Annotated in this window: 14 protein-coding genes; 9 read left to right on the top strand and 5 right to left on the bottom strand. The window is 70.9% G+C overall.

The genetic code is table 11. The features are described from left to right. Positions 1-32: 32 nt before the first annotated feature. Positions 33-1,538 (top strand): ABC transporter substrate-binding protein, encoded by a 1,506-nt coding sequence (locus QZ607_RS06430; RefSeq protein ID WP_295881021.1) that lies wholly within the window; start codon positions 33-35, stop codon positions 1,536-1,538. Between the two features lie 63 nt (positions 1,539-1,601). On the opposite strand, the gene QZ607_RS06425 is transcribed toward QZ607_RS06430, so the two are convergent. Continuing rightward, a complete protein-coding gene (locus QZ607_RS06425; RefSeq protein WP_295880953.1) occupies positions 1,602-1,988 on the bottom strand; it encodes a hypothetical protein in 387 nt (128 codons plus the stop codon). Between the two features lie 197 nt (positions 1,989-2,185). Between QZ607_RS06425 and QZ607_RS06420 the strand changes: the two genes are divergently transcribed. After that, positions 2,186-2,557 carry a PF20097 family protein gene (locus QZ607_RS06420; protein ID WP_295880951.1) on the top strand — a complete coding sequence of 124 codons (372 nt, stop codon included), beginning with the start codon at positions 2,186-2,188 and terminating at the stop codon, positions 2,555-2,557. 32 nt (positions 2,558-2,589) lie between these two features. Here QZ607_RS06420 and QZ607_RS06415 read toward each other — a convergent pair whose 3' ends face one another. Beyond that, positions 2,590-3,078, bottom strand: coding sequence for a DUF2939 domain-containing protein (locus QZ607_RS06415; protein WP_295880950.1), 489 nt, complete (start codon positions 3,076-3,078; stop codon positions 2,590-2,592). A 157-nt stretch (positions 3,079-3,235) separates the two neighbouring features. Here QZ607_RS06415 and QZ607_RS06410 point away from each other — a divergent pair, with 157 nt between their 5' ends. After that, entirely contained in the window at positions 3,236-3,370 is a 135-nt protein-coding gene (locus QZ607_RS06410; protein ID WP_295880949.1) for a hypothetical protein, read from the top strand. After that, positions 3,367-4,635, top strand: a complete 1,269-nt coding sequence (locus QZ607_RS06405) for a multifunctional CCA addition/repair protein (protein WP_295880947.1) — start codon at positions 3,367-3,369, stop codon at positions 4,633-4,635. Before QZ607_RS06410 ends, QZ607_RS06405 begins: the two co-directional genes overlap by 4 nt. Before the next feature lie 24 nt (positions 4,636-4,659). Here the strand turns inward: QZ607_RS06405 and QZ607_RS06400 are convergent, their stop codons facing one another. Next, positions 4,660-6,402, bottom strand: coding sequence for an ATP-binding protein (locus tag QZ607_RS06400; RefSeq protein ID WP_295880945.1), 1,743 nt, complete (start codon positions 6,400-6,402; stop codon positions 4,660-4,662). Between the two features lie 166 nt (positions 6,403-6,568). On the opposite strand from QZ607_RS06400, the gene QZ607_RS06395 reads away from it, so the two are divergent. Genes QZ607_RS06395 through QZ607_RS06380 form a run of 4 tightly spaced genes read left to right on the top strand, consistent with a single transcriptional unit; the run spans position 6,569 to position 9,211 of the window. Beyond that, entirely contained in the window at positions 6,569-7,057 is a 489-nt protein-coding gene (locus QZ607_RS06395; RefSeq protein ID WP_295880943.1) for a PH domain-containing protein, read from the top strand. A 1-nt stretch (position 7,058) separates the two neighbouring features. Beyond that, positions 7,059-7,943 (top strand): amino acid ABC transporter substrate-binding protein, encoded by an 885-nt coding sequence (locus QZ607_RS06390; protein WP_295880941.1) that lies wholly within the window; start codon positions 7,059-7,061, stop codon positions 7,941-7,943. Next, positions 7,933-8,493: a YdcF family protein gene (locus tag QZ607_RS06385; RefSeq protein ID WP_295880939.1), complete on the top strand. Its 561-nt coding sequence runs from the start codon at positions 7,933-7,935 to the stop codon at positions 8,491-8,493. Before QZ607_RS06390 ends, QZ607_RS06385 begins: the two co-directional genes overlap by 11 nt. A gap of 46 nt (positions 8,494-8,539) precedes the next feature. Continuing rightward, the gene (locus tag QZ607_RS06380; RefSeq protein WP_295880936.1) at positions 8,540-9,211 is read left to right on the top strand and encodes a uracil-DNA glycosylase family protein; all 672 of its coding nucleotides are present in this window, start codon (positions 8,540-8,542) and stop codon (positions 9,209-9,211) included. A gap of 86 nt (positions 9,212-9,297) precedes the next feature. Here QZ607_RS06380 and QZ607_RS06375 read toward each other — a convergent pair whose 3' ends face one another. Further along, positions 9,298-11,061, bottom strand: coding sequence for a vanadium-dependent haloperoxidase (locus QZ607_RS06375; RefSeq protein WP_295880935.1), 1,764 nt, complete (start codon positions 11,059-11,061; stop codon positions 9,298-9,300). A 345-nt stretch (positions 11,062-11,406) separates the two neighbouring features. Here QZ607_RS06375 and lptF point away from each other — a divergent pair, with 345 nt between their 5' ends. After that, positions 11,407-12,507 (top strand): LPS export ABC transporter permease LptF, encoded by a 1,101-nt coding sequence (gene lptF / locus QZ607_RS06370; RefSeq protein ID WP_295880933.1) that lies wholly within the window; start codon positions 11,407-11,409, stop codon positions 12,505-12,507. Between the two features lie 27 nt (positions 12,508-12,534). Here the strand turns inward: lptF and QZ607_RS06365 are convergent, their stop codons facing one another. Continuing rightward, the gene (locus tag QZ607_RS06365; protein ID WP_295880931.1) at positions 12,535-12,828 is read right to left on the bottom strand and encodes a hypothetical protein; all 294 of its coding nucleotides are present in this window, start codon (positions 12,826-12,828) and stop codon (positions 12,535-12,537) included. Positions 12,829-13,033: the final 205 nt, after the last annotated feature.

The following is a 13,033-nucleotide window of genomic DNA, read 5'->3' as shown; positions in this document are numbered from 1 at the left end:
GTGAGCCGGCCGCGACCCATGGCTTGTCCGTCGTGCGCCGCCGGGCGCTGATCCGGGCCGCGGCCGGCGCTCCGCTGCTGGGTGTCGCCGCCGGCTGTGGGCGGCGCGCGCCGGCTGCGGATACGCTGCGCTTCGCCATCGCCACGGAGCCCCGCAACCTCGACCCGCGCCTCGCGACGGATGCGGTGTCCGAGCGGGTCAACCGACTGCTCTACGCGCGGCTGGTGGCCTTCGATGCCGCGAGCCGACCGATCCCGGGCATCGCCGATGTGGAGCAGCGCTCGCCCACGCATTGGCGCTTTCGGCTGCGGGACCACATTGCGCCCTTCAGCGACGGCACCCCGGTGCGGGCGGCGGACGTGGCGGCGACCTATGCCTCTGTGCTGGACCCGGCGACGGCCTCCCACCATCGTGCCGTGCTGTCCGTGATCGACCGGCTGGTGGTGCGCGACGAGCGCACCCTGGATGTCCACCTGAAGGCGCCGGAGCCGCTCTTCGCCTACCACCTCGGCATCGGTATTCTGCCGGCGCGGCTGGTGGAGGCCGGCCACGGGTTTCAGCGAGCGCCGGTGGGCAGTGGGCCGCTGCGGCTCGCCTGCTGGCCGGAGCCGGGCAGGCTCGCACTGACGCGCCGGCGCGATGGGCAGGCCCTGGAGCTGGTGACGGTGAAGGACCCGAACGTCCGCGTCATGAAGCTGCTGCGCGGCGAGGCGCAACTGCTTCAGAACGATCTGCCGCCGGAGCTGGTGGATTACCTGCGTGCCCGGCCGGAGGTGCAGGTGGCGCGGGCGCCGGGCGTCAATTTCTCCTACCTCGGGCTCAATCTGGCGGACCCGGCGACGGGGCAGCCCGAGGTGCGCCGGGCCATCGCCCACGCCATCGACCGCGCGGCCATCCTCCGCTGGCTGTTCCGGGGCAACGGCCGGCTGGCCGAGGCGTTGTTCCCGCCGGAGCACTGGGCGGGTGCCGCCGACCTGACGCCCTATGCGCACAACCCGGCGCGGGCACGGGCGTTGCTCGCGCAGGCGGGCTATGGTCCCGGCCGTCCGCTGCGGCTCAGCTGCAAGACCTCGAGCGATCCCTTCCGCGTACGCCTGGCCACGGTGATTCAGGCCCAGCTCGGCGAGGTCGGCATCGAGGTGCGGGTGCAGAGCTACGACTGGGGTACCTTCTTCGGCGACGTCAAGGCCGGGCGCTTCCAGCTCTACAGCCTCACCTGGGTGGGTATCCGCAGCCCGGACATCTTCCGCTACGCCTTCCACAGCAGCGCCATGCCGCCGGCGGGTGCCAACCGCGGGCGCTACCTCAGCCCCGCCGCGGACCGGCTCATCGACGCCGCCGCCGCGGAGCCGGACCCGCAGCGGCAGGCGGCGCTCTACCGCTCGCTCCAGCACCTGCTGCACCTGGACCTGCCCTATGTGCCGCTCTGGTTCGAAGACCAGGTGCTGGCGGCACGGCTGGGCGTGACCGGCTACCGGCTGGCGCCGGACGGACAGTACGACGGCCTCGAGGACGTGACGCTGAGCGCCAGGGCCTGATCGGTCAGGCCCGTTCCCAGGGCACGGACCCGCTGCGTCGGAGCAGCGGGCACTTGCCCGGCATCACCAACAAGGCGCAGTCAGGCTGGAGAAGGCCCCCATGGCATCCCAGGGCGTCGGCATGGGCATGCCGGTCCAGGGCCCACCGGCCTTCAGCCGGATGACATACTCGGCCCATTGCAGCGGCCGGGGCATGCCGCCCACCTGCGCGGCGATGCCGTGCAGCTCGTTGACGAAGGCGATATCGCAGGGCCGGTCCACCGGTGTGGCGGCGGTGCAGAGGTCATGGCGCATGCAGGCGGCGTCGAAGGCATCCACCGGCGGCGGCATGCCCCGGCGCGGATGGTCGATGCCGCACCAGTTGCCGTAGATGGGCATGCACTTGAAGGCGGCGGCATCGCCGGCGATGAGCAGCAGCAGGGCGGCAAGGGTGGTGTTGCGTCGTATCATGGTCGGGGCTCCATCAGCAGCGCAGATCAGCAGCGGAGAAAGGCGCAATCTTAGCCGAGCCGCCGCTGCGGCCTCCCCACCCCTTGCGGGGTGGGGCTGCGGTGGCGTGAGGCGGCGCACAGTACCGAGTCGCGCCTTGTGGGAGCTTGTTGCGGAGCCGCCCCGCGGCGCGGCGACCTCGCAACGGAGCCCGGCCCATGGCCGATGCAGGCCAGCTCATGCCCATCCTCGTCAGTGTCGCCGGCGGCCTGCTTGCACTGGGCCTGCTGTTTGCTCTGGTGGTGTGGATACACAAGCGCAACCGCGCCGTGCCCGACGACCCGGCACTCTGGCAGGGCCGGGACTATGGCTGCCCCGAGTGCGGGGCCGCCATGGAGCAGGGCTGGGTAATGCTGGGCAAGGGGGCCATCTTCTCGCCCCGGGCGCGCGGCCGCCCCGGGCTCTTCGCGCACATCGGCAGAGCGCTGCCCAACACCCTCAGCATGCACCTGCGGCCCGCCGCCAACATGGCCTGGCACTGCCCGCGCTGCCGGCTGCTGCTGCTGGACCACGACAAGCTGGTGCATTGACGCAGCCCCGAGTGCCTGCCCGCGCGACACCCTCAGCGCACCAGGTCCACGATGCGCCAGTCCTTGCCGTCCAGGCCGAGCACGACGTGGGTCTCGCTGCCGAGCGGGCCGACGCGAATCACAAAGCGGTTCCAGGCCTCGAAGAAGGCGAAGTCGATGGCGTCCATGAAGAGCGCCGGGCGGCTCTCGGTGGTGCGCTGCGCCGCCTCACGCAGGCTGCTCTGCACCCACTCAAGCGTGATGGCCTGATCCAGCGCCGCATCACCCAGCCGCGGCAAGTTGCTCTTGAGCCATACCACCACCTGGTCCGCACCCGGGTCCGGGCGCGGCTCGAAGGCGGGCACGGCGGTGCGGATGCGCTTGGCGTAGCGCGCCTGGATGGCCGCCAGGTCCACGAACGGCGCGAGCGTTTCGGGGTCCGCATCGCGCACCGCGTCATCCACGCGAAACACCGTGTAGTAGGGCCAGAGGCCGTAGCCGAGTACGGCCAGGATCAGGAGATAGCCCAGTAGGCGCAGCATGGGGTCTCAATCCGCGTGCAGGAGCCGAAACCCCGAATTGTACCGACTTGCCCGGTGCGCGCGGCCCGGCGTGTCCGATGACATCCTCCGGCAAGCCCTGTCGGAGCCCCGGAGCCGCAGCGTTATAATCCGGGGCCAACCCGCCAGCGGAGCGACGATGGCAACGGAGCACATGGCCGCAGACGCCCGCCACCGGGCAGCGGGCGCCACCTCCTCGTGGGCGCCGGCCGCGGCGTGCGCGCCGCACGGCACGGAGCAGGGCGCGGAGCAGGGCGCGGAGCAGGGCGCGTGAGCGGCGCCGCCACCGATGGGTTGGAGATCTACCTGGTGGGCGGGGCCGTGCGCGACCGCCTGCTGTGCCTGCCGGTGGACGAGTCCGACTATGTGGTGGTGGGCGCCACGCCGCAGGAGATGCAGCGGCGCGGCTTCACCCAGGTGGGCAGGGACTTCCCCGTCTTTCTGCACCCGGAGACCAAAGACGAGTACGCGCTGGCCCGCACCGAGCGCAAGTCCGCGCCCGGCTACCATGGCTTCGAGGTGCATGCCTCAGCCACGGTGACGCTGGAGCAGGACCTGGCGCGCCGGGACCTCACCATCAACGCCCTTGCCGAGGACTGGGATGGGCGCATCATCGACCCCTTCGGCGGCGTCGCGGACCTGAAGGCCCGGGTGCTGCGGCATGTGTCGCCGGCCTTCGTGGAAGACCCGGTGCGCATCCTGCGGGTGGCCCGCTTCGCGGCGCGCTTCGCTGAGCTCGGCTTTCGCGTCGCCGACCAGACCATGGCGCTGATGCGGGACATGGTCACCGCGGGCGAGGTGGATGCCCTGGTGCCGGAGCGGGTGTGGCAGGAAATGGCCAAGGCCCTGTCCGAGTCCAGGCCGTCGCGCTTTTTCACCGTGCTGCGGGCGTGCGGCGCCCTGGCGCGACTGCTGCCGGAGCTGGACCGCCTCTGGGGCGTACCACAGCCGTCCCAAGCCCACCCGGAGATCGACACGGGCGAGCACGTGATGCTGGTGGTGGACACCGCGGCACGGCTCACGGATGCCGCCGAGGTGCGCTTCGCCGCCCTCTGCCATGACCTGGGCAAAGGCACCACACCGCGCGAGCAATGGCCGCGCCATCATGGCCACGAGGCGCGCAGTGTCGCGCTGGTGGCGGACATCTGTGCACGCTACAAGGTGCCGAAGCGCTTCTGCGAGCTGGCCCGCCTCACCGCACGCTGGCACGGCCTGGTGCACCAGGCGGCGGACGTCAGGCCCGCGACCCTGCTCGGCATGCTGGAGGCCGTGGACCTGTTCCGCCGTCCGGGGCGACTGGAGCAGATGCTGCTGGCCTGCGAGGCGGACTATCGCGGTCGCACCGGCTTCGAGGAGCGGGCCTACCCGCAGGGGGAGCTGGTGCGCCGCTGCGCCCGCGCCGCCCGGCAGGTGAATCAGCGCGCCATTGCCGCCGCCACCACCGACCAGAGGCGCATCCCGGAGGCCATTCGTCGCGCCCGCCTCGCCGCCATCGCCACCGCCAGGCGCCGGCCGGTGGGTGGCGCCGAGACGGGCTGATGGGCAGGCCATCCCAGATGCGGCTCACCTGGGCTCGTCGCGCGTGGCCGCCGGCAGCAGGAGCGTGAAGCAGGCGCCGCCGCCCGGATTGTCCGTGAGCTTAAGCTCGCCGCCGACGGACTCGATGCCGCGCAGGGCCACGCTCAGGCCGAGACCGGTGCCTTCACCCGGCGGCTTGGTGGTGAAGAAGGGGTCGTAGATGCGCCGCCGGATGTCGGCCGGCACGCCCGGACCCGTGTCACAGACGCTGATGGCAACGCGCCCGCCCCGCGCGCTGATGCCGATGCATAGCTCGCGGCGCTCGACATCCCGCAGCGCCTGGATGGCGTTCAGCACCAGATTCAGCAGCGCCTGACTCAGTGCGTCGCGGTTGCTGATCACCGCCAGCGGGGTCTCCGGTGTGTCGGTGAGCAGCTGGACGGACCAGCGCTTCAGCTCGCTCTGCACCAGCAGCACCACGTCGGCCGCCACCTGCGCCGGGTCCAGGCGGTGCAGCTCGCTGTCGTCGCCGCGGGCGTAGCCGAGCACGCCGTCGACGATGCGCCCGATGCGGCGCACCTGGGTTTGGGCCCGGGCCAGCACGTCCAGCATCGCCGGGTCGGCGAGATTCGCCTCAACGTGGGCGATGTAGTTGGAGAGCCCCATGAGCGGGTTCTTGATCTCGTGCGCAATGCCGCCGACGAAGGTCCCGAGCGCCGAGAGCTTCTCCATCTGCAGGGATTTTTCCTGCGCTTCCTGGAGCTCAGCCTGCATGCGCTTGGCAGCGGTGATGTCCTCCACCATGCCGACGGCGCCAAGGGGCCTGCCGTCGGCGCCCTGCATCAGGGCCACGGTGAGGTGGCCCCAGACCAGGCTGCCGTCGGGGCGCAGGTAGCGCTTGTCGAGGTGGTAGCCCCGGATGTCGCCGGCCCAGAGCGCCCGGTATTGCGTCAGGTCGGCCGCGACATCGTCCGGATGGGTGAACTCGCCGAAGCCCTGTGTCGACAGCGTCTGTGCATCGCGGCCGAGGATGCGCTGCAGCGCCGGATTGCTCAGGGCGACCCGGCCGTCCTGCTGCACCAGGCCGATGCCGAGCGGCGCGCTCTCGAACAGGGCGCGGAAGCGCGCCTCGTTGGTGGCGAGGCGGCGCAGCAGGGGGTCTGTGATGCGAAAGAAGAGCACCGCGCCCGCCGCCGCCAGCAGCAGCGTGATGCCGAGTGCCAGCAGCGCGGCGCGCACGAAGGGCCGGCGGATCTCGTCCAGATCCACCTTGGCCACCAGGCCCCAGCCCAGGGCCGGAAGCGGCTCGGCGGCGGCGAGGACCCGGGTGCCGTCGTAGTCGCGCCCGACCAGCACACGCCCGGCGCCGGACAGGGCGGCGCGCATGGGCTCGGCGAGGCCGGAGCGCCAGGGCACGCTGCGCGGCAGTGCGCGCTCGGCGTCGCCGCCGGCGACGAGGAACTCGATGGCGTCGCCGGTGCGGTGCGCGAGCACCAGCTCGCCGCTGCGCCCGAGACCACCGTAGGTGCGCGCGGCACGGCGGACCTGCTCCAGGGTCGCAGCCATGGCGCCGGCGGGAAAGTCCTGGGAGAAGCGCTGATCGAATTGTCCGACGGCCTCGATGAGTCGGGCCTGGCCGTCGGCGAGCCCCGCCAGCAGCCGCCGCTGCTCGGTCATGGCGACGTCCAGGAGCACGGCGATGGCGCCGCCGGCGGCACCGAGGGCGACCGTCACCAGCAGCACCAGCAGGGCCAGGCGCTCGCGCCCGCGCAGCGCTCGCTCGCGCATCACGCGGATGCCGCGCTGGGCTGCGGCAGAAGCGTGGCCGCCATGCGTGCGGCGGCCTGTGCGCAAATGCTCGTAATGGACGCCGGCTGCATGTCACTCCCCCGTGGTTACTGGTAGTATCTGCGCGCCTTTTCGTGCCCGCGACCTGGCCCCAAGGAGCCGTCCGATGTCCCAGCCATTGTACGCAGCGAGACCGTCGGTTTGGCGGATGCACCCGTTCGGAACCCTCTTCAACTGGCTCCTGGTGCTGGCCGGCGCCTACATCGCCGTCACCGGCAGCATCCCCTACGTCTCGGCGCTGCTGGCGGACACGCCCTTGCCGGCCTGGGCGGATCTGCGCTATGTCGGCTACCTGCTCATCGCCTGGGGTCTGCTGCAGCTGCTCGGCTGGTGGATCAGCGCGCTGTTCGACCACCTGGAGATCACCGCGCACGAGCTGGTGTGGACCCACGGCTTTCTGAACAAGCAGTACACCGAGACCAACATGGCCTCGGTGCGCACGGTGCGGGTCAGGCAGTCGCTGCTGCAGCGGCTCCTGAACGCCGGGGATCTTGTCATCTACACCACCGGCGATGAGCCGGAGCTCACCATCAAAGGGCTGCCGCGTCCGGGCGAGATCCGTGTGCTCATCAAGCAGCAGAGCGGCGGGGAGTAACGTGCGGGCGCTGCGCAGCATGGGTGCCGGCGGGCAACACCCTGTTCTGGGCGTCGCCCTGCTGCTGCTCGCCGCGGCGCTGCCGGCGGCGGCGGACACGGGTGCGCTGGACCGGATCAAGGCGTCCGGCACCATCACCATCGCCTACGACCCCAACGCCTATCCCATCTCCTTCAAAGATGCCGACGGCGCCCCGCGGGGCTACTCCGTGGACCTGTGCCGGCGCATTGTCGCCGGGGTGCAGCGGGCGCTGGAGCTGGATGCCCTGGAGGTGGCCTGGATCGAGGGCAACACCCCGCGGCGCATCGCCGCAGTGGCCAATGCCGAGGCGGACCTGGAGTGCGGCACCACCACCATGACCCTCGCCCGGCAGCGCCGGGTGGACTTCGCCAACGTGGTGTTCGTGGAGTCGGGCGGCGTCCTGGTGCGCGCCGACAGCGGCATCCGCGCCCTGGAGGACCTGGGCGGCAAGACCCTGGGGGTCATCCCGGAGACCACCACGGAGCGGCGCCTGCGCCCGGTGCTGGAGGCGCGGCTCATCAATGCGGAGCTGAAGCCCATCCGCGACGCCCGTGACGGGCGCGAGCGCCTGAAGGAGGGCGCGCTCGACGCCGTCGCCGGCGACCGCCTGGTGCTCATCGGCCAGGTGGCGGAGGCGGGCAACGCCCAGGACTTCGCCATCCTGGACGCGGACTTCTCCGTGGAGCCCTATGCCTTCGCCGTGCCGCGCAACGATGCGGACTTCCGGCTGGTGGTGAACACCGCCCTGGCGCAGATCTATCGCACCCGGGAAGTGGACCGGATCTTCGAGCGCTGGTTCGGCGAGGACTCGGAGCCGACGGCACTGCTGGAGACCGTCTATTTCATCTACGGCTTTGCCGATTGAGCGTGGGCGTAATGACCCGCCGAAGCTCCTGGTCCTGCTGGGGGCGCCGTTGTGCGCGGACGCAAGCCCCGGGCCAGCGCTGCGCCGCCGCCTCGACTGCGCCCTGGGGCTGCTGCTGGCCGAGCCCCGGGCGCGCATCCTGATCACCGGCGGCGTCCCGCCGCATGCCCCGTGCGCGCGCTCGGAGGCTGCGGCGGCGGCTGACGCGCTGCGCGCCGCCGGCATTGCCAGCGAGCGTATGCTGCTGGAGTGCAGGGCGCGCAACACCTGGGAAAACGCCGTGCACACTGCCCGCCTGCTGCATGCGCACGCCTGGTCCGGGCCGCCCTTGTACCTGGTGACGGACCCCTGGCACCTGCCGCGCGCGACGCTCGCCTTCCGCGCCCAGGGGCTGGTCGTGCGGTCTGCGGGCTGCCCGCAGGGTGCGGCTGCGCGGCCGCGGCGGGGACTGGCACGGCTGCTGCTGCGCGAAATGCTGGGGCTCTGTGTCTATCTGCTGCGGTGGCTGCGTGTGCGCCTGCGTGGGCGCCCCCATCCGCCGGGCGCCTGACCTGGCGTCTGAGGCGGCGTCGTATCTGCCCCGTCCAGCGTGAGCCATGCCGCCGGCAGACTCCCCGGGTGATCGACTCGCAGCACTGCGGCGCCTACAGGGTGAGCTGCGTGCCTGTCGCCGCTGCCCGCGCATGCAGGGTCCGCCGGTGCACGGTGAGGCCGCGCTCTCGCCGGTGCTCCTGCTGGGTCAGGCCCCCGGGCGCCGGGAGATTCAGCAGCACCGGCCCTTTTGCTGGACCGCCGGGCGCACCCTGTTCGGCTGGTTCTCCGGCATTGGGCTGGACGAGGACGCCTGCCGGCGCCTGGTCTACATGAGCGCCGTCTGCCGCTGTTGGCCCGGCGGGCTGGCCCGCGGCGGTGATCGGGTGCCGACGCGGGAGGAAGTGGCAAACTGCGCGCCATGGTGGCAGCGCGAGCTGGCACTGGTGCGCCCGCGTCTGGTGCTTCCCGTGGGCCGACTCGCCATCACGCGTTTTCTTGCGGCGCCGCGGCTGGATGCAGTGGTCGGGCAGCAGTTCCGTGTCGAGCAGGAGGGCGTGGCGGCCGATGTGATCCCGCTGCCGCATCCGTCCGGTGCCTCCACCTGGTTCAGGACAGATCCCGGCCGCCTGCTGCTGCCGCAAGCCCTGGCGCTGATCGCGGCGCACCCGGCTTGGCAGGAGATCGTCTCGGCCTGCATGCAGGCGGCGCCGGGTAACGCGCCTAATCCAGGCTGACCCGGTCGGGGCGGTGCTGCCCGGGCCGCCCGGCAGGGGCAGAGAGACCGGCGCTGTCCCTGCGCCGGGTCCGGCTTGGCCGCGCCTCAGCGCGCGCCGATCCGTACCACGTCCCCGTCGAAGGTGGGCACCGTGAGCACGAAGGGGTCGGTGGGGTAGCACAGGGCCTGCTCTTCGAGCATGGCGATGGCAATGCGCTCGCCCATGCGCAGGCTGTCATAGTAGTCCGAATAGTAATGGACACCGGCCATGTTGCGGCCGATGGAGATGTTGGCGGCGAGCTTGTTGAGCTCGCCTTCCAGGGTGAGGAAGTCGCCGTCGAGCCGCTCATCCAGGCTGGCGCCGAGGCTGCCCGGGGTGGTCTCGGGCTCGTAGTGCACGGCGGTGTCGCCGTTCTCGTAGAGCGCGAACCTGTCCCTGGCGTCGCGCCGGACGAAGACGGCGTTGGTGTCGAAATAGGCCTTGAGGATGGTGACACAGGCCCCGGCCACAGTGGCGTGTCCTGCGCCATAGGCCGGGTGCATCGGGGAGCCTTCCTGGAAGGCCATCGGCAGCAGCGCCGAGCCCGACCCATTGGCCGCACGGATGGCGTTCACCGTGTCCTGGATGGCGCCCTCGAGGTCCTCGAACACCGTGCCGACCTGGGGGAAGGCGGTCTGGATCTCGGCGGCGCGATGGATGCGGCCGGCGAGGGTCTCCGGGCGCAGCCGGATGTGGGTGTTGAACTTCTGGTAGCGCACGGCCTTGAGCGCGCGCGTCGCCACCTCCGTGACCAGGGTCAGGATGTGCGGGCCGCCGTAGAGCGCGAAGCCGCCCGCGGCGCTCGGATGGGTCTCCAGGATGTCGGCGAGCACGCCGGTTGCATCCAGGCTGTTCAGGAAGAACGGCGACTGTCCGGAGAGATGGCCGAAGCCCGGATCAAAGGGTGCCTCCATGGACAACAGGATCAGGCACGCATTGAGGTACGCCTGGTACAGCGCATCGTCGTGCACATAGGTGGCGAGATCCCGCGGCGTGGTGATGAACCGCCGCGGCGCGCCGGAGAACAGATCGGCGTTATTGCGCACGTCGGCACCGTTCTGGACGGCCAGCCAATCGCCCCAGTCGGTCATGTAATCCTGCGTCTCGGCAACCGGCACGCGCTGGTCGATGCGCAGCGGGCCATACTGGATATAGCCGTCGGCCACCCCGCTGCCGCCGGGCTCCGGCTGGTCATTGCCGATGAGCATGAACTGCGACAGATAGGGTCCGACCTCGACCCCGGGGGAGGAGCCGCGGAACAGGGTACGTGCCGTCACCGACCCGCCCTCGGTGGTGCGCGGGCGGCCCGGGAAGCCATCCTGCGCGTAAGTCAGGGCGTCGAGGCGGCCGACGGCCGCGGTCACGGCCGGGTCGGTGGCGCCGGCGCGTAGCTCCGGCAGGGGCACGTCGCGCAGCAGAGCGAGCTCGTAGACCTCCGCCATCTCGTAGGCGAGCTCGTCGGAGCCCAGGGCCGGCGCCGGCGGCATGGTGACCGCCTGCGCGTCCGGTCCCTGGAGGTCGTAGACGACGCCTGCGGTGGGCGCCTCCCAGGCGCGCGCCTTCTCAGGCGATGCGCGCACGCCCGCCGTGAAGGCGTCGATGAAGCCCTCATCGATGGCCCGGCGAAAGCGCTCGAAATCCGCCTTCACCTGAAGCAGCCCCGTGCCCGGGTCATGGTGCAGGCCCTTGGTGAAGCACATGGCGTAATTGGCGCCGGCCCAGCGCTGCTCATCGCCATTGGCCTGGTGCGGCGGGTGCTCGCGGTCTTTCGCCTTCCGGGCTGCCGACAGGCGCAGCTGATACGCTCCTTCGCGACGGTAGTCAGTCATGGTCTTGCGCTCCGATGATTGTGGTGTCGTTTACGCTCTCTCGGCAAGCGACCGGCCGCTTGGTCGGCCGGCGCTGCCCGACTGACTCTAGGTCATTGCCCAGGGTCGGCGAATGGGCGGATGCGCCTGCTTGCTGTCAGAAAGCGCGTCGTCGCATTGGCGCATTTCCGAGTGGTCCGCGCGGGCAAAGGGTGGCGCAGCGGCGACGGCGCAGCCGCTGCTCACAGGCTGTCAGGACGCCGCCGGTCGCAAAACCGTCCGGGCGCGAGCACGGCGACGGTGCCGCGTTGCGCCGGGCCGCGCTCGGCGCCCAAAATGTACGGTCAGGTTCCTGAGGCCCTGCGCATGTGGAGCATTGTCGACCGCTACTTTCTTGCCGAGCTCGTCAAGGTCTTCGCCGCCATCATGGCGACCCTGGTGCTGGTGGTGGCGAGCATGCTGTTCCTGCGCACGCTGGAGCAGGTGAACGTCGGCAATCTTCAGGCGCGGCTGGTGCTCCAGTTCCTGGGCCTGCAGCTGCTGCGGGACATGGCCACACTGCTCGCGCCCGCGGCGTTTCTCGCGGTGCTGATGGCGCTCGGGCGCATGGCCCGTGACAGCGAGCTCATCGCCTTCACAGCGGGTGGGCTCAGCCCGTGGCGGGTGTTTCGCGCTGTGCTGCTGTTCGCGCTGCCGGTGGCGCTGATCACCGCCTGGTTCTCGCTGGTGCTGAAGCCCTATGCGTCGGCGCAGATTCAGCTCATCGAGGCACGCAAGGACGACGAGGCCACACGCATCAGCGGGCTTCAGCCCGGGCGCTTCTACCAGCAGCAGGGCGGTACCATGACGTTTTATGCGGCCGGCATGGACGGTGCCGGCCGTTTCGTGGATGTGTTCGTGCAGGACCGCAGCAGTGACCCGCCGCGGCTGGTGTTGTCCGAGCGCGGGTACTACAGCGAGAGCACCGCGGATGGCGAGCAGCGCGTGATTCTGGAGGACGGCCGCCGTTTCGACGGGCGCGCGGGCGATCTCGACTACACCCTGGTGGATTTCGCCCGGCTGACCTACTACATCAGCGCCGGCAGTGCGATGCAGCAGGCGAACTGGCGGCGGGCTGCGACGCCGACGGCGCAGCTGCTGGCCTCGGACGATATCCGCGACCGGGCCGAGGTGGAGCACAGGCTCGCAGCGGCCCTGGGTGTCATCTCGCTGGGCATCCTCGCCGTGCCGCTGACGCAGCTCTCGCCACGGCGTCGCAGCGGCGGGCGGCTGCTGCTGGCGTTTCTCGCCTACTTTGCCTTTTTCAACGGCCAGCGACTCGCCGAAGAGTGGATGACCGGCGGCGTGACGCCGCCGTGGCTGGGACTGCTGTGGTATCAGGTGGCGATCATCGCCATCGTCTTCGCGGCGCTGCTGCCGGGCAGCTATTTCGCGCGGCGTGTGCTCGCGCGGCTGCGCCGAACCTGATCCGGCAGCGCGCCGGGCGCAGTGCGCTCAGCCGTCCAGGGCCGCGGCGTCCCGCACCTCCACATCGAGGAGCCGCGTGGGAACCGCCGCGCCCGCCGTGCCACCCACCTCGGCCATGGCCGTGCGCAGCGCGGTGGCGAGGGTGAGGGCCTGCACGACATCCGCGTCGGAGGCGTTGCTGCCGACGCAGAAATCGTCCACCAGCGTGAGCAGACGGTCGAGCAGCCTTGCCACGTCTTCGGCTGTGTCGGTGGCCGGATGCAGCGGCAGCTCCAGGTCGAAGCCATTGTTGAGGTCGGCGGTGAGGATGGACTGGGGCATGGTTCTGGGCTCCTGGTGTTGGGACGATCAGCGTGGGTGAGACAACGCCTTGGGCACTGAACGGTGTCGATCGGCACGTGGCGGTTGCGTCGCCCAGTGATGGTGGCAGCGAGCTTCCGCGTGTCGTGACAGGTGATGCCTGTTCAAAACTTGGACGATCCCGCGACGACACCATCTCCGTAGACGCAGCCGAAGGTCGGTGGCG

The organism is uncultured Thiohalocapsa sp., from assembly GCF_913063425.1.
GTDB lineage: Bacteria > Pseudomonadota > Gammaproteobacteria > Chromatiales > Chromatiaceae > Thiohalocapsa.
Note: the sequence above shows the minus strand (reverse complement) of the source record. Positions and strands in the feature narration are given on the sequence as shown.